Source organism: Microbacterium sp. Gd 4-13 (assembly GCF_003095395.1).
In the GTDB taxonomy this organism is placed as follows: domain Bacteria; phylum Actinomycetota; class Actinomycetes; order Actinomycetales; family Microbacteriaceae; genus Microbacterium.
The window spans coordinates 1-23,293 of sequence record NZ_QEIJ01000006.1 but is presented as its reverse complement, the minus strand read 5'-3'; the positions used below and the strand labels follow the sequence as shown (position 1 = coordinate 23,293).

The window sequence follows — 23,293 nt, the reverse complement described above, 5'->3', positions numbered from 1 at the left end:
AAAGAGACAGGGGGTGCCACAGTCCTGCGAAGAGACAGGGGCGCCCGCGGATGCTTCGGGGTCAGGCGAGTCCGTGCTCGAAGGCGAAGACGACGAGCTGCACGCGGTCCCGCAGGGACAGCTTCGACAGGATGCGGCTGATGTGCGTCTTCACGGTGGCTTCCGACAGGTACTCGCGGGCGGCGATCTCGGCGTTGCTGAGCCCGCGGGCGGCGAGCGCGAAGATCTCGCGCTCGCGGTCGGTGAGGGTCTCGAAGACGGCGGGAACGGGCACCGGCGCGGGGGTCGTGGCCGCGAACAGCTCGCGGGTGGCAGATGCGGCGATCACGGCCGACCCGGAGTGCACCGTGCGGATCGCGGCGAGCAGGAACTCGGGGTCGGCGTCCTTCAGAAGGAATCCGCTGGCCCCCTGGCGGATGGCCCGCGCGGCGGCCTCGTCGAGGTCGAAGGTCGTGAGCATGACGATCCGCGGCGGCCCCTCGATGTGATCGGCAACGGGGTCGGCGAGGATGACGGCGGCCGCGGCGAGGCCGTCCATCCGCGGCATCCGGATGTCCATGAGCACCACGTCGGGGCACGTCGCGCGGATGACGTCGATGCCCTCGGCGCCGTCGGCCGCCTCACCGACGACCTCGAGGTCGTCCTGCGAGTCGATCATCATGCGGATGCCCGCGCGGAAGAGCGCCTGGTCATCGACCAGCACCACCCGGATCACGACTCCACCCCCAGCGGGATCGTCGCCCGAACGACGAAGTCGGCGTCTTCGGCGCCGGCGTCGAGACGCCCGCCGACGAGTTGCGCGCGCTCGCGCATGCCGATCAGCCCGTGGCCGCCGGGGGCGGGGTCGCTCGTCCGTCCGTTCGTGACCGTCAGTTCGACACGGGTGGGCCACCACGCCAGCCGCACCGAGACGACACCGCCGTCGCCGTGCCGCAGGGCGTTCGTAAGCGCCTCCTGCAAGATGCGGTACACGGCCAGCTGCACCGAGGCGGGTTGCTCGTGGGCGGGCGCCGGATCGACGTCCACCCTGAGCTCGACCCCGGCCGCACGCACCTGCGTATAGAGCGCCTCGACGTCGGCGAGAGTCGGCTGCGGACCGGGCGCCTGGCTGTGCCGCAGCTGCGTGAGCAGCAGCCGCACGTCGGCGAGAGCCGCACGGGCGGTGGTCGAGATCGTGCCGAGCGCGACGGCGGCGGCGGCGGGATCGGATGCTGCCGCATACCGGGCCCCGTCGGCCTGCGCGATCACGACCGTCAGCGAGTGCGCCACGACGTCGTGCATGTCGCGGGCGATGCGCACGCGCTCCTGTTCGGCGGCCGCCTGGCCCTCGGCGAGCTCCTGCGCGCGCCGGGTTTCGCGACCGCGGATCGCGGTGCGGACGAGCGCTCCGGTCACCCACGAGAGCAGGAGGGCGAACAGGGCGGCGACGAGCACCACGACCGCGAGGGGCAGGCTCTCCACCCCCGTCGAGGCAAGCACGCCGAAGACATACACGGTGATCACCACCGCACCGCCGATGGCCGAGCCGAACCCCCACCAGAAGACCAGGCGCGATCCATACGCGGCCGACGTGTAGAGCACCGCGAAAACGACGACGTCGACCGGGCCCGGTTGCAGCAGGAACAGCATCTGGAGGATCGCCGCCAGCCACGCCACCCCCAGCGCCAGCCCCGGTTGCAGTCGGCGGATCGCCAGCGCGGTCGTGAAGATCAGGGCCACCACGGTCACCGGCAGGTAGCTCGTGATCGAACCGCCGCCCGCGGAGAGCTCGAAGGACAGCGCGAGGGCGGCGAACACGCCGGCGAGGGACAGATCGAGGGCGATCTGGTGCGGGCGGAGTGGGCGGAACATCGCTTTCACCGTACGCGTCGGGGCCGCCCCCAGCATCCGCCTCGCGATGTAGATGAGGCCCCGACCGTTGTGGCGACGGCCGAGGTGCGGTAGGGATGCAGTGCGGGCGAGCACCACCACGATCAGCATGGAGGTAGCAGTGACGACAGTACGAGCGGCCATCACCCAGACGACGTGGACGGGCGACAAAGCCTCGATGCTCGACAAGCACGAGCGCTTCGCGCGCGACGCCGCCGACGGCGGGGCAGAGGTCGTCTGCTTCCAGGAGCTGTTCTACGGCCCGTACTTCGGCATCACGCAGGACAAGAAGTACTACGGCTTCGCCGAGGCGGCCGACGGGCCGATCGTGCAGCGGTTCGCCGACCTCGCTCGAGAGCTCGGCACGGTGATGGTGCTCCCGATCTACGAGGAGGCGCAGACCGGCGTCTACTACAACACCTCGGTGCTCGTCGATGCCGACGGCTCGATCCTGGGGAAGTATCGCAAGCACCACCTCCCCCACCTCGATCGGTTCTGGGAGAAGTTCTACTTCCGTCCGGGCAACCTCGGCTACCCGGTCTTCGACACCGCGGTCGGTCGGATCGGGATGTACATCTGCTACGACCGCCACTTCCCCGAGGGCTGGCGCGAGCTGGGTCTGAACGACGCGCACATGGTGTTCAACCCCAACGCCACCAAGCCCGGGCTGTCGAACCGCCTGTGGGAGGTCGAGGGCCCGGCCGCGGCCGTCGCGAACGGCTACTTCGTGCTGCAGCCCAACCGCGTCGGCCGCGAAGACAACGAGTACGGGGAGCTCGCGGTGGACTTCTACGGCACCAGCCAGGTGATCGACCCGCGGGGGAATTTCGTCGGCGAGCGCGGCTCGGGCGAGCACGAGGAGGTGCTGGTGCGCGATCTCGACCTCGACATGGTGCGGCAGATGCGCGACGACTGGCAGTTCTATCGGGATCGCCGCCCCGACTCCTACACCGGGATCGCGCAGCCGTGAGCGCCGCGACTGCCCGGGTCACCGCCCGCCTCGAGCACCTGGGTATCGGGTCGGCCTCCAGACCGAGCGGAGCGACGGAGGTTAGGCCATGAAGACACTCATCACGGGTGGCACCGTCGTCACGGCGACGGGCTCGAGCCTGGCCGACGTGCTGGTCGACGGCGAGACGATCGCCGCGGTGCTGGCGCCGGGCTCGGCGCTGCTGGGCTTCGACATCGCCGCGAACGTCGATACCGTGATCGACGCGACGGGCAAGTACGTCATCCCCGGCGGCATCGACGCGCACACCCACATGGAGCTGCCGTTCGGCGGCACGAACGCGTCCGACACGTTCGAGACGGGCACCCGGGCCGCCGCCTGGGGCGGTACGACCACGATCGTCGACTTCGCCGTGCAGAAGACCGGTGAGCGGGTGCAGGACGGACTCGCCGCGTGGCACGAGAAGGCCGCCGGCACCTGCGCGATCGACTACGGGTTCCATCAGATCATCGGCGGCGTCGACGACGCGTCACTGCGGGCGATGGATTCGCTGGTCGACGAGGGGATCACGAGTTTCAAGCTGTTCATGGCCTACCCCGGCGTCTTCTACTCCGACGACGGGCAGATCCTCAGAGCCATGCAGAAGTCGGCCGAGACGGGCCTTCTCACGATGATGCACGCCGAGAACGGCCCGGCGATCGACGTGCTGGCCGCCCAGCTCGCCGAAGCCGGCAAGATCGCACCGTACTACCACGGCATCGCGCGCGCCTGGCAGATGGAGGAGGAGGCGACGCACCGCGCCATCATGCTCGCGAACCTCACCGGCGCCCCGCTCTACGTCGTGCACGTGTCGGCGAAGCAGGCCGTCGACCAGCTCGCCTGGGCGCGCGACCAGGGCTGGAACGTGTTCGGCGAGACCTGTCCGCAGTATCTCTACCTCTCGCTCGAGGAGCAGCTCGGCGCCTTCAGCGAGGAGTGGGGCCAGTTCGAGGGCGCGAAGTGGGTGTGCTCGACACCGCTGCGCTCTCGCGCCGAGGGCCACCAGCACCACATGTGGCAGGCGCTGCGCACGAACGACGTGCAGATGGTCTCGACCGATCACTGCCCGTTCTGCATGAAGGGGCAGAAGGAGCTCGGCAGGAACGACTTCCGCGCCATCCCCAACGGCATCGGCTCGGTCGAGCACCGGATGGATCTCATGTACCAGGGCGTTGTCACCGGCGAACTGACCCTCGAGCGCTGGGTGGAGCTGACCAGCACGACCCCGGCGCGCATGTTCGGCATGTACGGCAGGAAAGGCGTCATCCAGCCGGGGGCCGACGCCGACATCGTCGTCTACGACCCGAACGGTCGCACGACCATCAGCGCAGCATCCCACCACATGAACATGGACCACTCGGCGTGGGAGGGGTTCCAGATCGACGGACACGTCGACACCGTGCTCTCGCGCGGGCGGGTCATCGTCGACGACGGCGCCTACCGCGGTACCAAGGGCGACGGCCGGTTCGTCAAGCGCGGGCTCAGCCAGTACCTGATCTGACCCTTCGGAACAGCTCAAGGACTACCCTTCGACAAGCTCAGGGACCAAAGGAGATCATGGACTTCGGCGTCGTTCTGCAGACCAATCCGCCCGCCTCGCGGGTGATCCACCTCGCCCAACTGGCCGAGGCGCACGGGTTCTCGCACGTGTGGACGTTCGACTCGCACCTGCTGTGGGAGGAGCCCTACGTCATTTACTCGGCCATCCTCGCGACCACCCGCCGGGTGACGGTCGGTCCGCTCGTGACCAATCCTGCCACGCGCGACTGGACGGTGACGGCCTCGATCTTCGCGACGCTCAACGAGATGTACGGCAATCGCACGGTGTGCGGCATCGGACGCGGCGACTCCGCGGTGCGGGTCACCAACGGACGCCCGTCGACGATGGCCGAGCTGCGCGAGTCGATCCACGTCATCCGCGAGCTCGCGAACTCGCGGCCCGTCGAGTACAAGGGCGCGACCCTGCAGTTTCCGTGGAGCCGCGGCTCCGAGCTCGACGTCTGGGTCGCCGCCTACGGACCGATGGCGCTGAAGCTCACGGGCGAGGTCGCCGACGGGTTCATCCTGCAGCTCGCCGACGTCGACATCGCGGAGTGGATGATCACGACGGTGCGGGATGCTGCGGCCGCCGCCGGGCGCGACCCCGACGCGATCGCGTTCTGCGTCGCAGCCCCGATGTACATCGGCACCGACCGGGCCCACATGATCGACCAGACACGGTGGTTCGGCGGGATGGTCGGCAATCACGTCGCCGACATCGTGGCGAAGTACGGCCCTTCGACAGGCTCAGGGACCGGCAGCGCTGTGCCCGAGGCGCTCACCGACTACATCGCCGGGCGCACCGGTTACGACTACAACTCCCACGGCAAGGCCGGCAACGACCACGTCGACTTCGTGCCCGACGAGATCGTCGAGCGCTTCTGCATCCTCGGCACCGCCGAGGAGCACATCGCGAAGCTCGAGCGGTTGCGCGCACTCGGGGTCACCCAGTTCGCGGGCTACCTGCAGCACGACAACAAGGAGGAGACCCTCCGGGTGTACGGCGAGACCGTCATCCCCGCGCTCCAGCAGCACGTGACGGCGAAAGCGTGACCTGCGCGGCGCGCGGATCACGCCGTATGGTCGATGACAGGTCGGGGTTCCGGCCGGACGACGCGACTCGACGGTGAGGATGCCGATGGACCACGACACGACAGACCTCGACGCCCGCACGAAGGACCTCGACCGCGCGCACGTCTTCCACTCGTGGTCGGCGCAGGGGGCGCTCGATCCGATGGTGATCGCCGGGGGGTCCGGCACCACCGTGTGGGATCACGCCGGCACCCGCTACCTGGACTTCTCCAGCCAGCTCGTGAACGTGAACATCGGCCACCAGCATCCGGCCGTCGTCCGCGCCATCCAGGAGCAGGCGGCGACCCTCGCGACCATCGGACCCGCGACGGCGAACCTCGCGCGGGGAGAAGCAGCGCGACGCATCGTCGAGCGGGCGCCCGACGGCTTCGAGAAGGTCTTCTTCACCAACGGCGGCGCTGACGCGAACGAGAACGCCATCCGACTCGCGCGATTGCACACCGGCCGCGACACGGTGCTGTCGACCTACCGCTCGTACCACGGCAACACCGGAGCCGCGATCGTCTCCACCGGCGATTGGCGGCGCATCCCGAACCAGTACGCCCGAGGGCACGTGCACTTCTTCGGCCCGTACCTCTACCGCACCGAGTTCTGGGCGAACAGCCCCGAGGAGGAGTGCGAGCGCGCGCTCCGCCACCTCGAGCGCGTGATCCAGGCCGAGGGCCCCACCACGATCGCCGCGATCCTGCTCGAGACGATCCCCGGCACCGCCGGGGTGCTCGTGCCGCCGCCGGGATACCTCGCCGGCGTCCGGGGTCTGGCCGACCGGTACGGCATCGTGCTGATCCTCGACGAGGTGATGGCAGGGTTCGGCCGCACCGGACGCTGGTTCGCCTTCGACGGCTACGACGTCGTGCCCGACCTCATCACCTTCGCCAAGGGCGTGAACTCCGGCTACGTGCCCGTCGGCGGCGTCATCATATCCGACCCCATCGCCGCGCAGTTCGACGAGCAGGTCTTCCCCGGCGGACTCACCTACAGCGGGCACCCGCTCGCCGCGGCCTCGATCATCGGTGCCCTCGACGCGATGGCGGGCGAAGGCATCGTCGAGCACGCCGTACGCATCGGAGCCGACTCGATCGGCCCGGCGCTGCGGGCTCTCGCCGACCGGCACGACGTCATCGGAGAGGTGCGCGGCGAGGGCGTCTTCTGGGCGCTCGAGCTCGTCGCCGACCGCACCACCCGCCAGCCGCTGTCGGGCGCGGCCATGGGCGCGCTCAAGAGCGGCCTCGTCGCCCGGGGGCTCCTCCCCTTCGTGTCCGAGAACCGCATCCACGTCGTACCGCCCTGCGTGGTCACGGCCGATGAGGTCGATCAGGCCGCCGCCATCTACGACGAGGCCTTCACCGACCTCGCCCGCGCTCGCTGACGAGCGACCTCAGAAAGGACCGCCCATGGCCGATACCGCACTCACGGCTCCCCCCGCCGCAGCATCCGACACCGTCGTGCTGGACCACTGGGTCGACGGCGCACCGTGGCCCGGCTCGTCCGACCGCACGGGTCCGGTGTTCGACCCGGCGCGCGGTGTCGTGCAGAAGGAGGTGCGGTTCGCCTCGACGCAGGACGTCGCTGATGCCGTCGCCTCGGCCTCGCGCGCGGCCGCCGTGTGGGGCGATACGAGCATCTCGAAGCGCACGCAGGTGCTGTTCGCGTTCCGCGAGCTGGTGAACGCGAGGAAGGACGAACTCGCCGCGATCCTCACCTCCGAGCACGGCAAGGTCACCTCCGACGCCCTCGGCGAGATCGCGCGCGGCCTCGAGGTGATCGAGTTCGCCTGCGGCGTCGGCACGCTCAACAAGGGCGCCTACTCCGAGAACGTCTCGACGGGCGTCGACGTCTACACCCTGCGGCAGCCGCTCGGCGTCGTCGGGATCATCAGCCCGTTCAACTTCCCGGCGATGGTGCCCATGTGGTTCTTCCCACTCGCTCTCGCGGCCGGCAACGCGGTCGTACTCAAGCCCAGCGAGAAAGACCCGTCGGCGGCGAACTGGATGGCGGCCCGGCTGAAGGAGGCGGGGCTGCCCGACGGCGTCTTCTCGGTCGTCCACGGAGACAAGACGGCGGTCGACGCCCTGCTCGAGCACCCCGACGTGCGCGCGATCTCGTTCGTCGGCTCGACCCCGATCGCGCGGTACGTGTACGAGACGGGCACCCGGCTCGGCAAGCGCGTGCAGGCGCTCGGCGGCGCGAAGAACCACATGCTCGTCCTCCCCGACGCCGACCTCGACCTGACCGCCGACGCGGCGGTGAACGCCGGCTTCGGCTCGGCGGGCGAGCGCTGCATGGCCGTGTCGGTCGTGCTCGCCGTCGACACGGTCGCCGACGCGCTCATCGAGAAGGTGCGCGAGCGCATGGGACGACTCACGATCGGCGACGGCACCCGCGGCACCGACATGGGACCGCTGATCACCGCCGCCCACCGCGACAAGGTCGCGTCGTACATCGATGTGGCCTCCGGCGACGGGGCGGACGTCGTCGTCGACGGGCGCGGTGCCGCCGTCGACGGTGACGCCGACGGATTCTGGCTCGGCCCGACCCTGCTCGACCGCGTGCCGACGGCCTCGGCCGCCTATCGCGAGGAGATCTTCGGACCGGTGCTGTCCGTGATCCGCGTCGCCGGGTACGAGGAGGGTCTCGAGATGATCAACTCGGGCGCCTTCGGAAACGGCACGGCGATCTTCACGAACGACGGCGGGGCCGCGCGCCGCTTCCAGCACGAGGTGCAGGTCGGCATGATCGGCGTGAACGTGCCGATCCCCGTGCCGGTGGCGTACCACTCGTTCGGCGGGTGGAAGGCGTCGCTGTTCGGCGACGCGAAGGCCTACGGCACGCACGGGTTCGACTTCTTCACGCAGGAGAAGGCGGTGACCTCGCGCTGGCTCGACCCCTCGCACGGAGGCCTGAATCTGGGCTTCCCGCAGCACGAGTGAACCGCAGCATCCGTCTCGATTGGCGAGCGCGTTCTCCGTAGGGTAAGCTCGCTCGAGGCCCCCGCACCGTTTCGTGTTGGGGGTCGCGCGCCCGTAGCTCAATGGATAGAGCATCTGACTACGGATCAGAAGGTTAGGGGTTCGAGTCCCTTCGGGCGCACACTGTGTTGAGACAGTGACAGGCTCCGGCCCTCGCGAAAGCGGGGGCCGGAGCCTTTTTCTCTGCCTCGCTCGCTTCGAGAGTCCAGAACACCCGGAGCGCGCCGAGCGTGCGTCCGGGTGTTCTGGACTCTCACGAGCGCCCTCGGTCGTCCGAGCTCTGGGAGCATGGGTGTGATGAGCTATCGCACCGCCGACGAGGCCGCCGACCACGGTGCGCGCCGCATCAGCCTCCGCGTCGCCGCGCCCTTCGACGAGATGCGTGCCCGCATCGAGGCCGAGGTGCCCGAGCTCGACCGCGACGACCTCGATGCGGTCACGGGAGGACGCACTCCGTGGGACGACTTCGTGCGCGGCCTCTCGTGGGATGCGCCGAACGGATTCGTACGCCTGTCGAGCGATGACCTCGGGGGCGTGCTGAGCGTGGCGGGAAGGGATGCTGCGGCCGTGGGCTACCTGCTCATGGACTGGGCGGCGGCCGCCCGCATCCACCGCATCGAACCGACCGCGCTGCTGTACCTGCCGGTGCGGATGCTGCTGGTCGCGCGCGGCGACGAGGTCGCGCTGACTCTCGAGCAGCCCGGTCCGCACCTGGCGAGCTTCGGCCTCAACAAGCTCACCCAGGCGGGTGTCGAGCTCGATCGGCGACTCGGCGACCTGCTCGAGGCACTCGACATCGCGCGCCCGGCGGCGTTGCGGCGCTGACCCGGTTCCCGGCGGGGTGGCGCTGCCGCGGGCGGTCAGGCGTCGCCGGCGCGGGCCTGCTGGGCCTTCTTCTTGGCCTGGGAGGCGAGTCGGGCCAGGTCGATCATGCGCAGCGAATCCATGCGCGCTTTGCGCATCGTCTCGTACTCGGGGTCGGAGTCGGCCGTCATCGCTTCGACGTTCAGCCGACGGGCGAGGTTCGACTCCACGTCGCCCCACGCGGCGTCGCGCGCGCTCTCGAGCAACGCGCTCACGCGGGCCTCATCGCCCGCCCAGGCACGCAACTCCGACGCCACGCCCAGGTACTGCTTGCGACGGCGACGGAGGTTGGCGGTGTCGCGGTCGCGGTAGTCGTGCGTACCCGACGACGTCGAGAACTTGCCCCAGGCACCGCGCCGCAAGCGCCGCGCCCGGTCGGCGGCGCGCTCCTGCTCGGCAGCGAGTCCGAGCAACGTCTCGCGGGTGATCTCGCCGAACGCGTCGGCATCGAACTGCCCGCCATCGGCGATCGTGTCGACGAGGATGCGGTTGCGCACGATCAGCCGTGCGGCCGCTGCGGCGATCGAGACGCCCTCGGCGACAGCATCCGACGTCTTCCCCACGGCGCACCTCCTCTACACGAGGCTAGCGCGACCGCGGCCGGGCTCAGACGGAGAGCTTCGCCACGATGGACCGGATGCGGCGTTCCCGCGTCTCGGCGGTCTTCGCGCCCTCGATGTTCGTGACGTGCGCCTTGCGCTGACTCGGCGCCAGGGCGTCGAAGAGTTCTCGCGAACCCGCCTCGGCGAGGGCCGACACGAGGTCATCGGGCAGCTCGACCGTTCGCGGAGCGGTGTCGAGGGCCAGCTCGACCGTGATCGCGTCTCCCCCGCGAAGTCCGGTCTCGGCGCGCTTGTCGGATGAGAACGGGATGAGGTGGCGCCCTCCCATCACTCCGACCGTGCTCCGATAGGTGAAGCCGTTCACCGTCACGATCACGGCGGGGCGCTTGCCCCCGCCCAACTCCTCGATCAGTTCCGGGGGCACCTCGATGCCGGTGTTGTTGCCGCTCTGGGAAAGAGTCGTCTCGAACGTCATGTGTGAAGTGTGACAGCACGCAGATACCGCGTCGGACCGGCGCGCGCAACCCCCGCGATTCGAGGCCAGACCAGGCCATAGCTTCGAACCTGGGAGAACGCCCAATCCGATCTCCCACCCAGTACGAATCATTCTCAGATGCGGCGCCGGTCGCATCCTGAACTAGGAGGTCCCTCATGGGCTCGTCACCGAACCGCATCGTCGCCACCATCTTCGGCGCCGTCTACCTGCTCGTCGGCCTGCTCGGCTTCGCCGTGACCGGCGGCGTGGGCTTCATCGCCACCGACGGAGGCCTCCTCCTCGGCATCTTCGAGGTGAACCCGCTGCACAACATCGCCCACCTCCTCATCGGTGCAGCGCTCCTCATCGCAGGCCTCGCCAACGTCCGCGCCGCGAAGGGCGTCAACACCACCGTGGGCGCGGTCTACCTGCTCCTGGGCGTCGTCGGCTTCTTCCTCGTCGGAACCGCCGCGAACATCCTCGCGCTGAACGTGGCCGACCACTTCCTCCACCTCGCCAGCGCGGTCGTGCTGCTCGGTGTCGGCCTCGCCGCCGACAAGAACGTCCCCCGCACCGCGGCGATCTGATCGAACGACTCTTCACCGTGACTGTTCATGCGAACACCCCCGCGGTCGTGACGGCTCATCGAGCCCGTCCGGCCGCGGGGTCGTCCGGCTTCACCGGGTCGTGGCCGTCGGTCGCGGCCTGGGGGGCCGGGCTCATCCAAGCCGCCCTCGGCGCCGGGGCGATCGTCGGAGCGACGTCGGGCTTCACCGAGCGTGCCGTCGGCGTGCTGCTGGTCAGCCTCGGCGTCCTCTCGCTCTTCTGGGGCGGCGCCAACCTCGTCGCCTCCCGTCTCGTCGCTCCCCCGCTCGCCCTCGCCGGGGCCGTCGCGGGCGTGCTGGCGATGTTCGGGCTGCTCGCCGTCGCGCCCTCTCACACGGGCGTCTACGCGATCGCCGCGGGCACCTTCCTCCTGCTGGTCGTCGGCGGCGCCTGCGCCGTCGTGGTCCGTCGCGGCGCCGACAAGGCCCGTGACGTCGGCACCCTCCGCGGAATCCTCGGCATGCTGGTGGCCGCGGCCATCATCGCCGTCATCGTCACCCCCGCGCTCGGCGCGGCGCAGGACGCCGTGCTCCTCACCGACGACGGCACAGTGCCCGTCGTGACGCACGACGGGCATTGATACGCGACACCCTGCGGGTCAGCCGATCGCGCGGATGCGCCACCGGGCACCCGGATGCTGGACGCCGGGCTCGAGAACGATGAGCCCGGCGTCGAACGGGTACGCCGCGTCGTTGAACGCATCGGGAGCACAGGTCATCGGTTCCACCGCGAGTCCGACGCGGTAGCCGGGGGTCGCGGGGTCGCCGTCGACGTCGGCGGTGTGGATCTGCACCCAGGGGCACGTCGAGTCCCAATCCATCGCGACACCGTTGCCCGCGGCATCCGTCACCGTGACGGTCGCGAGTCCGTCGTCGTCGCGCTCGAGCGAGGTGAACGCGTGGTCGATCTCGACCGCGCCCAGAGCGCGGGCGACGCGGAAGTCGAACCGGTCGGCGTCGACATCCACCGGTGACAGCTCGGTGGGCGACAGCCTGTCGGGCGTGACCTCGAGCACCTCGGCGGCGGGCAGCGTCAGGGTCCACGCATCGACGAGCCCGTCGCCGGCGACCAGGTACGGGTGCGGTCCGGTGCCCCACGGAGCGGCCGTCGCGGAGTCGTTGCGCGCCGTGACCGACTGGGTGAGCCCCTCCGACGAGAGGGCGAAGGTCGTCTCGACCTCGACGCGCCACGGGTAGCCCGACTGCGGTTCGACCGTGGCGGCGAGCGTCACGTGGCTCGGGCCCTTGTCGGTGACGCTGAAGTCGCTCCACCCGAGCAGTCCGTGCAGCGCGTGGCCCCGGTCGGGCTCGCTCAGAGCGACCTGATACTCCTCGCCGTCGAACGTGTAGCGACCGTCGACGATGCGGTTGGGCCAGGGAGCGAGCGTTGCCCCGCGGAAGCCGGGGCGGAGCTCGTCGGCGCCGAACGGCACGACGAGGTCGCGACCGCGGTGAGTCAGCGAGCGAAGCGATGCCCCGACGCTCGCGACGATCGCGTCGTACTCGCCGGCGCGCAGAACGTGCTGCTCACCGGAGACGGGAACGCGTGCCACGTCAGAGTCCCTGGGCGAGGCGGTAGTAGGCCTGGTTCCAGCGCAGCTCACGCTGGAAGTCGCGCACCGTGGTGTCGTCGTCGATGACGACGAGCTCGGTCTTCGCGATCTCCGCGAAATCACGGAACACCTCGATACCGACCGCGGTGGTCATCACCGTGTGGTGCGCGGCACCGGCGGCGAGCCAGCACGCCGCGCTGGTGGCGAAATCGGGCTGCGGCTTCCACACCGCACGGCCCACCGGGAGGTTCGGCAGATCGGGGGCGTCGACGTTCTCGACCACGTTCGCGACCAGACGGAACCGGTCGCGCATGTCGCTCATCGCCACCACGAGCGCAGGTCCCGGGTCGGCGGTGAAGACCAGACGCACCGGGTCTTCCTTCCCCCCGATACCGAGGGCGTGCACCTCCAGACGCGGCTTCGCGGTCGTCAGCGACGGCGAGACTTCGAGCATGTGGGCACCGAGGATGCGCTCCGCACCGGGCACGAGGTCGTACGTGTAGTCCTCCATCAGCGACGCACCACCGGGAAGACCCGCACCCATGACGTTCGCGACGCGCACGAGGATCGCGGTCTTCCAGTCGCCCTCCGCACCGAAACCGTAGCCCTCGGCCATCAGACGCTGCACCGCCAGCCCCGGCAGCTGCTTCAGAGCGCCGAGGTCTTCGAACGACGTCGTGAACGCGCCGAACCCGCCCTCCTCCAGGAAGGAACGCAGCCCGATCTCGATCGCCGCACCGTCACGGAGGGACTGGTGACGGTCACCGCCGGGAAGCAACTCCTCCGCAACGTCGTACGAGGCGATGTACTCGGCCACGAGCGCGTCGACATCCGCGTCGGATGCTGCGGCCACAGCATCCGCGAGTTCGTTCACGCCCCACGTGTTCACCTGCACACCGAACCGCAGCTCGGCCTCGGTCTTATCGCCCTCGGTGACCGCGACGAACCGCATGTTGTCACCGAAACGCGCCAGCTTCAGCGTCCTCGACGCCGCCCACCCCGCCGCCGCACGCTGCCAGTCCTCGACCTGCTGGCGCACCACCGGGTTCGACACGTGGCCGACGACGGTCTTGCGGGCGACACCGAGGCGGGTCTGGATGTACCCGAACTCCCGGTCACCATGAGCCGCCTGGTTCAGATTCATGAAATCGAAATCGATGTCGGCCCACGGTAGCTCGACGTTCGCCTGCGTGTGCAGGTGCAGGAGCGGCTTCTGCAACGCATCCAGACCCGCGATCCACATCTTCGCCGGACTGAACGTATGCATCCACGCGACCACACCGATCACGTCATCGCGGCCGTTGACCTCCAGCGCGAGACGACGGATGCTGTCGGAGTCCTTCAGCACCGGCTTCCACACAACCTTCACCGGCAACCCGCTCAACCCGTCCGCCACTGCCTGAGACTGCTCCGCCACCTGACGAAGCGTCTCCTCCCCGTAGAGATTCTGACTACCGGTGACGAACCACACCTCGAAGGCATCGAGCGACGTGGACAGGGGCGTACGAGACATGACGGGGCTCTTTCGTCTTTGAGGAGTGCGGCTGGAACTACCATTGTGCGCGCTAACACTATAAATCCGCGAGTGATTGCCGCAGTTCACCCGAAGTCGTCCTGACACTCTGCGCGAGTGTCCACCGACCGCCCGGAGCTCCTCGCGACCTCAGCGTCCGCCGCGAACGGTCGGCGGCGAGGACGACGACATCCGCACCACCACGAGCGGCTCGATCGTGTGGTGCTGCGGCGCACCGTCGTGCTCGATGGCCGAGACGATTCGCTGCAGCGCGAGGTCGCCCAGGGCAGCGAAATCCTGACGCACGGTTGTCAACGGCGGAAGAAAGTGGCGCGTGTCGGGGAGGTCGTCGAAGCCCACGATGCTGAGGTCGTGCGGCACGCGCAGACCGCGCTCGCTCAGCCCGTGGATCAGGCCGAGTGCCATCTGATCGTTGGACGCGAACACCGCCGTCGTCTCGCCGATGTCGAACCGGCGGCCGAACTCGTAGCCGAAATCCGATGTCCAGTCACCGCTGACCATCGCACCGGGGCGGATCCCGTGGTCTTTCAGCGCCTGGCGCCATCCCTCGGCACGTTCGCGGGAATCGAACCAATCGAGCGGCCCCGCGAGGTGCGCGATCGACGTGTGTCCCCGCTCGATCAGATGGGTGACCGCTTTCACCGCGCCGGCACGCTGATCGACGCCGATCGTGTGCCACTGCTCGTCGCGTTCTGACTTGATCACGACGGTCGGCAGACCGGTGGCCTGCCGTCGGAGCAGGTCGAGGGACTTTGCCCGTGGCGCGATGACACACAGCGCCTCGACACCCTGGTTGGCGAGTTCCGACGCGCCGGAATCGATCGGCGATCCCTCGTCGTCGGCGACGGAGAACGTGCTGATCGCGTACCCCGCCACGCGAGCAGCGCTTTCGAACGCCTGCAGCGTGCTGTTCGGACCGTACTGGTCGGGGGCGTCGACCAGCACACCGATTCGATGAGCACGACGCGTAGCGAGCGCCCTCGCGATGGGGCTGGGGGTGTAGTTCATCTCGTCGATGACCTGCAGCACCCGCGCGCGCGTCGCGTCGCGAATGTTCGCGTGACCGTTCAAGACGCGCGAGACCGTCATGTGCGACACGCCGGCCTGGCGCGCGACGTCGTAGATGCTCGGACGCTGGCGGTGGATCATCCGTCGCGGTCTCGGCGTTCGGCGCTCCGCAGCGCAGACCTCGTCAACGGCACGGATTCGCCGGCGTTCGCACGCGCACCGGCCGAGGCCATCCCCTCCTCGCGCGCCGCCGCGATCGCCGCCACGAACCGGCGTCGGGAACGCCGGCGCCCCCAGAGAAGAGCGACCAGAACGAGCGTGACACCGAGCAGCAGCAGCAGCTGCGGGATCGGGACGGCCCAGATCGTCACGTCGGCCGTGAGGGGCGCCATGTCGATGCGTGCACCCCCGAAGTCCGTCGCCGAGGGAGTCAATGAGATCGATGCGGGCACGAACAGCGTCGGCCAGACGTCGCCCACCGCGACGGTGAAGCTGCGACTGTCCCCGGGAAGGAGCAGCTGTTGCGGTTCGTCGGATGCGGGGAAAGACACCGATCCCGCGCCGGCTCCCACGCGGCCGACGACGGAGACGCTGGCGTTCCCCGTGTTGCGGACGTCGAACGACACCGTCGCGACGCCGGGTCGGAAGGGGTTCCACGACATGTCGTACGCGGTCGTCACCGCCGCGACCTCGATCGACGGCGTGATCTCACCGGTGACCCGGGTGAGCACGCGGAATCCGACCCGGCTCTCGACACCGACCTGTGCTCCGCTGTCGTCCGTGGAAGACGAGAGAACGGATGCGGCGATCCCGGCCGCGTGGTCACCGGGGGTCGCATCGTCAGGCACGGTCGTCGTGAACGGCACGACAGCGGTGGCGTCGGCTCCGACCGTGACCGTCTCCGGCATGTCGATCCACGTGCCGGCGTCGATGGACTCTTCGCCGGCCGGCAGCATGTTGAACCGCCCGGCATCCGTGTAGTAGCCGTCCGCTGCGGTCAGCCGGAAGGTGACTTCCGACGGACTCAGATTGCGGACGGCGAAGTAGTCCTCTTTCGAAGATCCGGCGTCGAGTTCCTGCTCGACGACGCTGCGACCGTCGGGGCCGCTCGCGGCCGCCGGCGTCACCGACCACGTGACATCGCCCGCCGCGTCCGCCGCGGCGACGGCGGGCGCTGCCGCCAGGGCCGCCACCAGTGCCGCGCTCGCCACCGACACGACCCGTCCCCACCCGAAGATGCGCCTTCGCATGCCCCTACCACCCTGCCTCGGATCCACGCCGCGTAGCCGCGGAACGGAGCGTGTTCGACGTTGTCTTCGGAGACTCCTCGTGCGAGGAGCAACTTTACCGGTCGGCGCCGATCTGGCACGGAGGAGGGACGGACGACCCCTCCCGCGAGATCAGAGGGAGGCGACGGCGGCTCGCTCGACGGCGAGTCCGGCGGCGTAACGGTCGAGATAGACGGCGAAACCCGCGACGTCGGCGGGGTCGGGGTCGGCGGTCTCGAACGCGGACGTCGCGAAGACGCGGTCGGTGAGATAGTCATCGAGCGCGATGTTGGGCGCTGTGGCGGCGTAGGCCGCGAGCACGGCGATGCCCCACGCCCCTCCTTCGGAGGCCGTCTCAGCGACCGAGACCGGGGCGGCGAGCGCACCGGCGAGGAACCGCTGGGCGACCCCGGCCGTGCGGAACATCCCCCCGTGGGCGAACATGCGGTCGAGCGCCACGCCCTCCCCGTCGAGCACGCGCATGCCGAGGGCGAGGGTGCCGAACACCCCGTAGAGCTGCGCCCGCATGAAGTTCGCGAGGTTCAGCGCGCTGTCGGGGGTGCGGACGAACAGCGGCCGACCTTCGTCGAGACCCGCGATCGGCTCACCGGCGAGGTGGTTGTAGGCGAGGAGCCCGCCCGCATCCGCCGCTCCGACGAGGGCCTCACGGAAGAGAGCGTCGAAAGCCGCATCGGCCCCGACGGGCGTACCCGCGGCCTCCGAGAAGCGCGTGAACAGCCCGACCCACGCGGCGAGCTCGCTCGCGCCGTTGTTGCAGTGCACCATCGCGACCGGGTCACCCGCGGGGGTGGTGACGAGGTCGATCTCGTGGTGCAGACTCTCGAGCGGTCGTTCGAGCACGACCATCGCGAAGATGCTCGTGCCGGCGCTCACGTTTCCGGTGCGCGGCGCGACCGAGTTGGTCGCGACCATGCCCGTACCCGCGTCGCCCTCGGGCGGGCAGAGGATGACGCCCGGGCGGAGCGCTCCGGTCGGGTCGAGCAGGGCGGCACCCTCGGTGGTGAGATCACCGGCCGGCACCCCCGCGGGGAGCACCTCGGGGAGGAGCGCTGCGAGGTCGATTCCTCGCTCGCCCACCAGATCGCCGAACTGGCGCAGCATCCGCTCGTCGTAGGTCTTCGTCGTGGCGTCGATCGGGAACATGCCCGAGGCGTCGCCGACACCCAGTACGCGGCGACCGGTGAGGCGCCAGTGCACGTAGCCGGCGAGGGTCGTGACGAACCGCACGTCGGCGACATGGGGCTCGTCGTCGAGCACCGCCTGGTAGAGGTGCGCGATCGACCACCGCAGCGGGATGTTCGTGCCGAACAGGTCGGTCAGCTCGGCCGCGGCAGGGCCGGTCGACGTGTTGCGCCACGTGCGGAACGGCACGAGCAGCTCGCCCTCGCCGTCGAAGGCGAGGTAGCCGTGCATCATCGCCGAGACGCCGATCGCCCCGACCGCGCCGAGAGCGAGACCGTAGCGGCGCTGGACGTCGGCGACGAGGTCGACGTAGGCCGCCTGCAGGCCCGACCAGACGTCGTCGAGCGAATAGGTCCACGTGCGGTTCTCGAAGCGGTTCTCCCAGTCCGAGCTGCCGACCGCGAGCACGGCGGTCGGGTCGTCGGGGTCGATCAGGCATGCCTTGATGCGGGTCGAGCCGAGCTCGATCCCGAGGACGGCGCGGCCGTCGGCGATCGCGGCGGTCACCGGCGGGCGTCCGAGTTCTGGCCGTACACGTTCTGGTAGCGGTTGTAGAGGGCGTCGATCCGGTCCTGCGGGATCGGGATGAGGGGCCCCGCTTCGCGCGCGATGTGCACCGAACGCGCCGCGTCCTCGCACATGACGGCGGCCTTCACCGCATCCTTGGCCGACACGCCGATCGTGAACGGTCCGTGGTTCTGCATGAGCACGGCGCGACTGCGGTGACCGCGAAGGGTCTCGACGATGCCGCGACCGATCGAGTCGTCGCCGATGACGGCGAACGGGCCGATCGGGATGGGGCCGCCGAACTCGTCGGCCATGCCCGTGATCACGCAGGGGATCTCCTCGCCCCGCGCGGCCCAGGCCACGGCGTAGGTCGAGTGGGTGTGCACGACCCCGCCGACGTCGGGCATGTTGCGGTAGACGTAGGCGTGGGCGGCGGTGTCGCTCGACGGGCTCCGCTCGCTTCCCGGGGTACCGGGGATGACGGTGCCGTCGAGGTCGCACAGGATCATGTTCTCGGGGGCCAGGTCGTCGTACGACACACCGGAGGGCTTGATGACGAAGAGATCGGCACCCGGCACGCGTCCGGAGACGTTGCCGCCGGTCCAGACGACCAGGCCGTAGCGGACGAGTTCGCCGTGCAGCCGGGCCACGTCGGCTCGCACCGCCTCGACCGCGTCCTGGATCTCGGGGGTGAGGGCGGTACTGCTCACGGAAGCTCCATCGTCGTCGTGCGCGGTCCCGTCGACCGCCCCCCGATGTTACCGCTACCACCCCCACCTCGCCAGCCTCACCCCCTCCCCGTCCCCCGTCGAGCCCGCACACGATCACCGAACGCGCACGCCCCCCGCGCGCAGAGCGTGCGTGTTCGGCGAGACCGTGCGGGCTCGGCGAAGGGAAGGGCGGATGCTGCGTCGCGGCTCGCAGGTCGTTCGACGGCGTGAGAACCCGGCCCCCTCGGGGCGCGGCGATGGCACGCTGGGGGGATGACCGCATCCGGCCCGTCCGCGCGCACGACACGTCTGCGCTCGCGGATGCTGACGGCCCTCGCCGGCGACCCGAACGGCACCCCGCCGTGGGTGCTCGCGATCGAAGACGGCGACGACCCGGGGTACTTTCCCGAGGACGGCGCGACGTGGGTCGTGCACGGCGGTATGGGAACGCTCGTCGCGGGCATCCGCGCGCTGCTCGTGCAGGCGCTCCACCCGGGGGCACTCGCGGGCGTCCACGACTGGTCGCGGTACCGGGAAGACCCCATCGGTCGGCTGAGCGGCACCGTGCGCTGGGTCATCTGCGTCACCTACGGCTCACGCACGCAGGCGGAGGCCGAGACCGCGCGGGTCGCTCGCCTGCACACCCGTGTGAAGGGCGACTACACGGCCGGCGACGGCGCGGTCCGCGGCTACACCGCCGACGCCTCCGACCTCGTGACCTGGGTGCACCTCGCATTCGCCGACGCCTTCCTGCGCAGCCACGAGATGTGGGGGGTCCCGATACCCGGGGGCGCCGACGCCTACGTCGCCGAATGGGCGGCCGCCGGAAGACTCATGCGGGTGCCACACCCTCCGACCAGCGAGGCGCAGCTGCGAGCCGCGCTCGAGGGCTTCCGCTCCCGCGGCGAGCTGCGCCGCGACGAGCGGGTCGACGAGGTCGTGCGCTTCTTGCGCAAGCCGCCTTTCACAGGGGCGATGGGGCTGGCGTATCGCGTGCTCTTCGAGGCGGCCGTGGCCTCGCTGCCGCGCGAGTGGCGCAGGATGCTGGGCGTGCGACGCTCGCCGCTGCCGGTGGTGACGCTGACGCGCATCGTTCTGGCGATCTCGGCGCGAACCCTGGGCTCGGGCCCTCGCGCGCAGGACTTCGCGCGACGACGGTTGCGCCGCCTGGAGCACGAGCGCCGCGACGCCTGACCCGTCGACGGCGCCGCGAGGGGCGACGCCGAATCCCGAGCACCGCCATCCGTTCGAACGCCGCGAGGGGCGATCCGCCACGACGGCGACACTTCTCAGCATCCGCCCCCAGCATTCGGTGGGGTCACTTGCAGGAGGGCGACACCTTCTGTTCGATGGAGCCCGGGGAGGAGCCGGAGAGCACATGCGAGACGATCCACGGCAGGCCGCGCAGGAGTATCGACAGGCGCGCGACGCCGCCGCGGCCGGAGAGACACCGGATGCTGCGGAGCCCGACGCCGATGTCGCCCGGGGATCGACCGCGGCCGAACGCGCCGCCTACGTCGAGACGGCGATCCAGCAGGCGATCCGTCGCGGCGACTTCGACGGGCTCCCCGGCGCGGGCAAACCGCTGGTGGGGCTCGGGGACACCCACGATCCCGATTGGTGGATCCGCCGGAAGATCGCGTCCGAGCAGATCACCGGGCTCGGCCCACCCGCGCTGACGCTGCGGGTCGAGCACGCCGAGATGGCCGAGCGCCTCGACCTCCTCCACCGCGAAGACGAGGTTCGCGATGCCGTCGAGGACTTCAACCGCCGCGTCATCGAGGCGCGGCGGCAGCTGCTCGGCGGACCGCCCGTCGTCACCCCCACGCACGACGTCGACGCGGAGGTGACCGCGTGGCAGGACCGTCGCACAGCACGGGAGAGCGCCGCATCCGTCCTCCCCGCGAACGACGACCCGCGGCCGCAACGCTGGTGGCGGCGCGTACGGCCCCGCTAGGTTCGAAGGGTGGCCGACCCTCGTGATCTTCCGATCCCCGTGACCGCTCCCCCGCCAGCCGAACCGGGGGTGCCGGCGATGGCGCTCTCCGGACTCGTCAAACGCTTCGGAGAGAAGGTCGCCGTCGACCGGCTCGACCTCGTCGTTCCGACGGGCTCGTTCTACGGGCTCGTCGGACCCAACGGAGCCGGTAAGACGACGACGCTCTCGATGGCGACCGGACTGCTGCGCCCCGATGCCGGCACCGCCACGATCCACGGCGTGGACGTCTGGGCCCACCCCGTCGAGGCGAAGGCGATGATCGGCAACCTCGCCGACGGCGTGAAGCTCTTCGACCGGCTCACCGGTGAGCAGCTGGTCACCTACACGGGCATGATGTTCGGCCTCTCGCGCGACGAGATCGGCCAGCGCACCGCCGACCTCCTGCGCATCATGGACCTCGGCGAGGCCGCCGGAACGCCCGTCGTCGACTACTCGGCCGGAATGACGAAGAAGATCGCCCTGGCGTGCGCGCTGGTGCACGCCCCGCGCCTGCTCGTGCTCGACGAACCGTTCGAGTCGGTCGACCCGGTCTCGGCCGCGAACATCGAAGACATCCTGCGCGGGTACACGCAGGGCGGTGGCACGGTCATCGTCTCGAGCCACTCCATGGACCTCGTGCAGCGCATGTGCGACCACGTCGCCGTCATCGGCGCCGGGCGCCTGCTCGCCGCGGGCACCGTCGACGAGGTGCGGGGCGGCGAGAGCCTGCAAGACCGCTTCGTCGAGCTCGTCGGCGGCCGTCACCACACGGAGGGCCCCGAGTGGTTGCGACGCTCCTGAGGATCCGCTTCCGCATCCTCGGCAACACTCTCTCGCGCAGCCCCTGGCAGCTCGTCGGCTTCATCATCACCGCCTTCTGGGCGCTCGGCGTGCTGTTCATGGCTGCCGTCGGCCTCTTCTTCGCCGGAGCGGCGGGGGCGGATGTGACGCGGTACGCCGTCGTCGCCGGTGGCGCCATCCTCACGCTCGGCTGGATCATCGGCCCCGTGTTCGTCGCCGGAATCGACACGACGCTCGATCCGGCCAAGCTCGCGACATTCCCCCTCACCACCGGGCGGATGATGATCGCGATCGCGATCGCGGGACTCACCGGCATCCCCGGCCTCGCCTCGCTGATCGGCGGCCTCGCGACCTTCACGGCGTGGTGGCGCTGGCCCGTCGCCGCCCTCGCCGCGATCGTGTGCGTGCCGCTCGGCGTAGCCATCTGCGTCGTCGCGTCGCGCACGGTCGCCTCGCTCGCGTCGGGCTTGGGCGGTCGCCGGCGCACCCAGGAGACCGTCGGCCTCATCGCCTTCGTGGTGATCCTGTTCGCCGGCCCGATCTTCCTCGGGGCAACGCAGCTCTTGCGAACCGGGGTCGAATCGGGCGTGCAGTTCCTCGCGATCCTCGACGGCCTCTCGTGGACGCCGCTCGCCGCGGCATGGGCGGTGCCGGGCGACCTCGCCGCCGGCTCGCCGGTGACCGCGCTGTTCAAGCTGCTCATCGCCGCCGCCACCCTCGCCGGGCTCTGGCTGCTGTGGAACCGCAGCCTGACGACCGGTCTCGCATCGCCGCCGCAGGCATCCGCTCGCCGCGTGCAGTCGGGCTCCCTCGGCTGGTTCGGCCGGCTTCCGACCGGACCCGTCGGCGCGACCTGGGCCCGCTCGCTCACCTATTGGGTGCGCGACTCCCGCTACCTGCAGCAGCTGCTCCTCGCCCCGCTGGTGCCGGTCTTCGTGCTGTTCTACAGCGGCGGCGATCTGACGAGCCCGTTCTTCGCGGGGTCCGCGATCGGTTCGGCGTTCTTCGTCGGCGTCGCGCCGTACACGATCATCTCCTACGACGGCACCGCGTTCGCGGGCATCCTGCAGACGGGCATCCGCGGGAGGGCCGACCGCGTCGGGCGCACGCTCGCCGCAGCATCCGTCGCGGTGCCGCTCGTGCTCCTGGTCGCGGTCGTCACCGTCGCGATCTCGGGCCGCTGGGAGGTGCTGCCCGCGGTGCTCGGAGCCTCGTTCGGCGTGCTGCTCACCGCTTACGGTGTCTGCGCCGTCAGCTCGGCGCTGCTGGTGATCCCGGTCGCCGCGGCCGGCGACAGCCCGTTCAAGCGCGTGCCCGGAGCGACGTTCACGATGGGCCTGGTCGGCATCGGACTCTGGCTGGTGGCCGGGCTCCTCGCCGCACCCGAGATCGTGTTCGCCGTGCTCGCCATCGCGCTCGGCGACCCCCTGTGGTCATGGCTCGCCGTCATCGTGGGCATCGTGCTCGGAGCCGTACTGTGCATCGTCGGCATCATCGTCGGCGGCCGCGTCTTCGACCGCACGGCGCCGTCGCTGCTCAGCCGGCTGAAGTCCTACAAGAACGCCTGAGTTGGCCCGGCGGCACGCCGGACGCTGCGTGCCCCGGACGCTGCGTGCCCCGGACGCTGCGCGGTGTGGGGTGCGGTACCGCATGCCCGCGTCGGCCTGCGGCCGACGCCCGCCAGTCCCGCTGCCAGCGGCCCCGCCCCCCCCCCCCCGCCGCCCCCCCCCCCCCCCCCCCCCCCCCGCCCCCGCCCACGCCCCAGGC

General features: G+C 70.2%; 22 protein-coding genes and 1 tRNA gene. 13 read left to right on the top strand and 10 right to left on the bottom strand.

All coding sequences use genetic code 11. The features are described from left to right. Window positions 1-61: 61 nt before the first annotated feature. Together DEA06_RS12055 and DEA06_RS12050 are read right to left on the bottom strand one after the other, a co-directional pair. On the bottom strand, window positions 62-715 hold the full coding sequence (locus DEA06_RS12055) for a response regulator transcription factor (protein WP_116648255.1): 654 nt from the start codon (window positions 713-715) through the stop codon (window positions 62-64). Next, complete coding sequence (locus DEA06_RS12050) at window positions 712-1,851, bottom strand: histidine kinase (protein WP_116648378.1); 1,140 nt, start codon at window positions 1,849-1,851, stop codon at window positions 712-714. Before DEA06_RS12050 ends, DEA06_RS12055 begins: the two co-directional genes overlap by 4 nt. Before the next feature lie 139 nt (window positions 1,852-1,990). Between DEA06_RS12050 and DEA06_RS12045 the strand changes: the two genes are divergently transcribed. From DEA06_RS12045 to DEA06_RS12015, 7 genes are all read left to right on the top strand, one after another. Further along, window positions 1,991-2,839 carry a nitrilase-related carbon-nitrogen hydrolase gene (locus DEA06_RS12045; RefSeq protein WP_116648254.1) on the top strand — a complete coding sequence of 283 codons (849 nt, stop codon included), beginning with the start codon at window positions 1,991-1,993 and terminating at the stop codon, window positions 2,837-2,839. An 88-nt stretch (window positions 2,840-2,927) separates the two neighbouring features. Then, window positions 2,928-4,358: a dihydropyrimidinase gene (gene hydA, locus DEA06_RS12040; RefSeq protein ID WP_116648253.1), complete on the top strand. Its 1,431-nt coding sequence runs from the start codon at window positions 2,928-2,930 to the stop codon at window positions 4,356-4,358. Between the two features lie 56 nt (window positions 4,359-4,414). Further along, window positions 4,415-5,449 carry a TIGR03842 family LLM class F420-dependent oxidoreductase gene (locus tag DEA06_RS12035; protein ID WP_116648252.1) on the top strand — a complete coding sequence of 345 codons (1,035 nt, stop codon included), beginning with the start codon at window positions 4,415-4,417 and terminating at the stop codon, window positions 5,447-5,449. Between the two features lie 85 nt (window positions 5,450-5,534). Then, window positions 5,535-6,857, top strand: a complete 1,323-nt coding sequence (locus tag DEA06_RS12030) for an aspartate aminotransferase family protein (RefSeq protein WP_116648251.1) — start codon at window positions 5,535-5,537, stop codon at window positions 6,855-6,857. Window positions 6,858-6,882: 25 nt separating this feature from the next. After that, window positions 6,883-8,418, top strand: a complete 1,536-nt coding sequence (locus tag DEA06_RS12025; protein WP_116648250.1) for a CoA-acylating methylmalonate-semialdehyde dehydrogenase — start codon at window positions 6,883-6,885, stop codon at window positions 8,416-8,418. Window positions 8,419-8,505: 87 nt separating this feature from the next. Continuing rightward, window positions 8,506-8,578: transfer RNA gene (locus DEA06_RS12020), tRNA-Arg, on the top strand. 176 nt (window positions 8,579-8,754) lie between these two features. Next, window positions 8,755-9,282: a hypothetical protein gene (locus DEA06_RS12015; RefSeq protein ID WP_133241759.1), complete on the top strand. Its 528-nt coding sequence runs from the start codon at window positions 8,755-8,757 to the stop codon at window positions 9,280-9,282. A gap of 35 nt (window positions 9,283-9,317) precedes the next feature. Here the strand turns inward: DEA06_RS12015 and DEA06_RS12010 are convergent, their stop codons facing one another. Together DEA06_RS12010 and DEA06_RS12005 are read right to left on the bottom strand one after the other, a co-directional pair. Continuing rightward, window positions 9,318-9,884, bottom strand: coding sequence for an asparagine synthase (locus tag DEA06_RS12010; protein WP_116648248.1), 567 nt, complete (start codon window positions 9,882-9,884; stop codon window positions 9,318-9,320). 43 nt (window positions 9,885-9,927) lie between these two features. Next, entirely contained in the window at window positions 9,928-10,359 is a 432-nt protein-coding gene (locus tag DEA06_RS12005; protein WP_116648247.1) for a YdeI/OmpD-associated family protein, read from the bottom strand. Window positions 10,360-10,535: 176 nt separating this feature from the next. Between DEA06_RS12005 and DEA06_RS12000 the strand changes: the two genes are divergently transcribed. Both DEA06_RS12000 and DEA06_RS11995 read left to right on the top strand, forming a co-directional pair. Continuing rightward, complete coding sequence (locus DEA06_RS12000) at window positions 10,536-10,946, top strand: DUF4383 domain-containing protein (RefSeq protein WP_116648246.1); 411 nt, start codon at window positions 10,536-10,538, stop codon at window positions 10,944-10,946. Between the two features lie 17 nt (window positions 10,947-10,963). Next, window positions 10,964-11,545 (top strand): hypothetical protein, encoded by a 582-nt coding sequence (locus tag DEA06_RS11995; protein ID WP_116648245.1) that lies wholly within the window; start codon window positions 10,964-10,966, stop codon window positions 11,543-11,545. Window positions 11,546-11,563: 18 nt separating this feature from the next. Here the strand turns inward: DEA06_RS11995 and DEA06_RS11990 are convergent, their stop codons facing one another. From DEA06_RS11990 to DEA06_RS11965, 6 genes are all read right to left on the bottom strand, one after another. Beyond that, complete coding sequence (locus DEA06_RS11990; RefSeq protein ID WP_116648244.1) at window positions 11,564-12,517, bottom strand: aldose 1-epimerase family protein; 954 nt, start codon at window positions 12,515-12,517, stop codon at window positions 11,564-11,566. A gap of 1 nt (window position 12,518) precedes the next feature. Next, a complete protein-coding gene (gene araA, locus DEA06_RS11985) occupies window positions 12,519-14,030 on the bottom strand; it encodes an L-arabinose isomerase (RefSeq protein WP_116648243.1) in 1,512 nt (503 codons plus the stop codon). Window positions 14,031-14,180: 150 nt separating this feature from the next. Further along, window positions 14,181-15,200 carry a LacI family DNA-binding transcriptional regulator gene (locus tag DEA06_RS11980; protein WP_116648242.1) on the bottom strand — a complete coding sequence of 340 codons (1,020 nt, stop codon included), beginning with the start codon at window positions 15,198-15,200 and terminating at the stop codon, window positions 14,181-14,183. Beyond that, window positions 15,197-16,309, bottom strand: a complete 1,113-nt coding sequence (locus DEA06_RS11975) for a hypothetical protein (RefSeq protein WP_133241758.1) — start codon at window positions 16,307-16,309, stop codon at window positions 15,197-15,199. The genes DEA06_RS11980 and DEA06_RS11975 overlap by 4 nt, the downstream gene beginning before the upstream one ends. Before the next feature lie 150 nt (window positions 16,310-16,459). Then, entirely contained in the window at window positions 16,460-18,037 is a 1,578-nt protein-coding gene (locus DEA06_RS11970; RefSeq protein ID WP_116648240.1) for an FGGY-family carbohydrate kinase, read from the bottom strand. Continuing rightward, window positions 18,034-18,747, bottom strand: a complete 714-nt coding sequence (locus DEA06_RS11965) for an L-ribulose-5-phosphate 4-epimerase (protein ID WP_116648239.1) — start codon at window positions 18,745-18,747, stop codon at window positions 18,034-18,036. Before DEA06_RS11965 ends, DEA06_RS11970 begins: the two co-directional genes overlap by 4 nt. A gap of 273 nt (window positions 18,748-19,020) precedes the next feature. Here DEA06_RS11965 and DEA06_RS11960 point away from each other — a divergent pair, with 273 nt between their 5' ends. The 4 genes from DEA06_RS11960 to DEA06_RS11945 all read left to right on the top strand — a co-directional run bounded on the left by DEA06_RS11960 (window position 19,021) and on the right by DEA06_RS11945 (window position 23,094). Then, window positions 19,021-19,941, top strand: coding sequence for an oxygenase MpaB family protein (locus DEA06_RS11960; RefSeq protein ID WP_116648238.1), 921 nt, complete (start codon window positions 19,021-19,023; stop codon window positions 19,939-19,941). A gap of 184 nt (window positions 19,942-20,125) precedes the next feature. Continuing rightward, window positions 20,126-20,704 carry a DUF1992 domain-containing protein gene (locus tag DEA06_RS11955; RefSeq protein ID WP_116648237.1) on the top strand — a complete coding sequence of 193 codons (579 nt, stop codon included), beginning with the start codon at window positions 20,126-20,128 and terminating at the stop codon, window positions 20,702-20,704. A gap of 78 nt (window positions 20,705-20,782) precedes the next feature. Then, entirely contained in the window at window positions 20,783-21,526 is a 744-nt protein-coding gene (locus tag DEA06_RS11950) for an ABC transporter ATP-binding protein (RefSeq protein ID WP_116648377.1), read from the top strand. Beyond that, window positions 21,508-23,094 carry a hypothetical protein gene (locus DEA06_RS11945; protein WP_116648236.1) on the top strand — a complete coding sequence of 529 codons (1,587 nt, stop codon included), beginning with the start codon at window positions 21,508-21,510 and terminating at the stop codon, window positions 23,092-23,094. Before DEA06_RS11950 ends, DEA06_RS11945 begins: the two co-directional genes overlap by 19 nt. The last annotated feature ends 199 nt before the right edge of the window (window positions 23,095-23,293 follow it).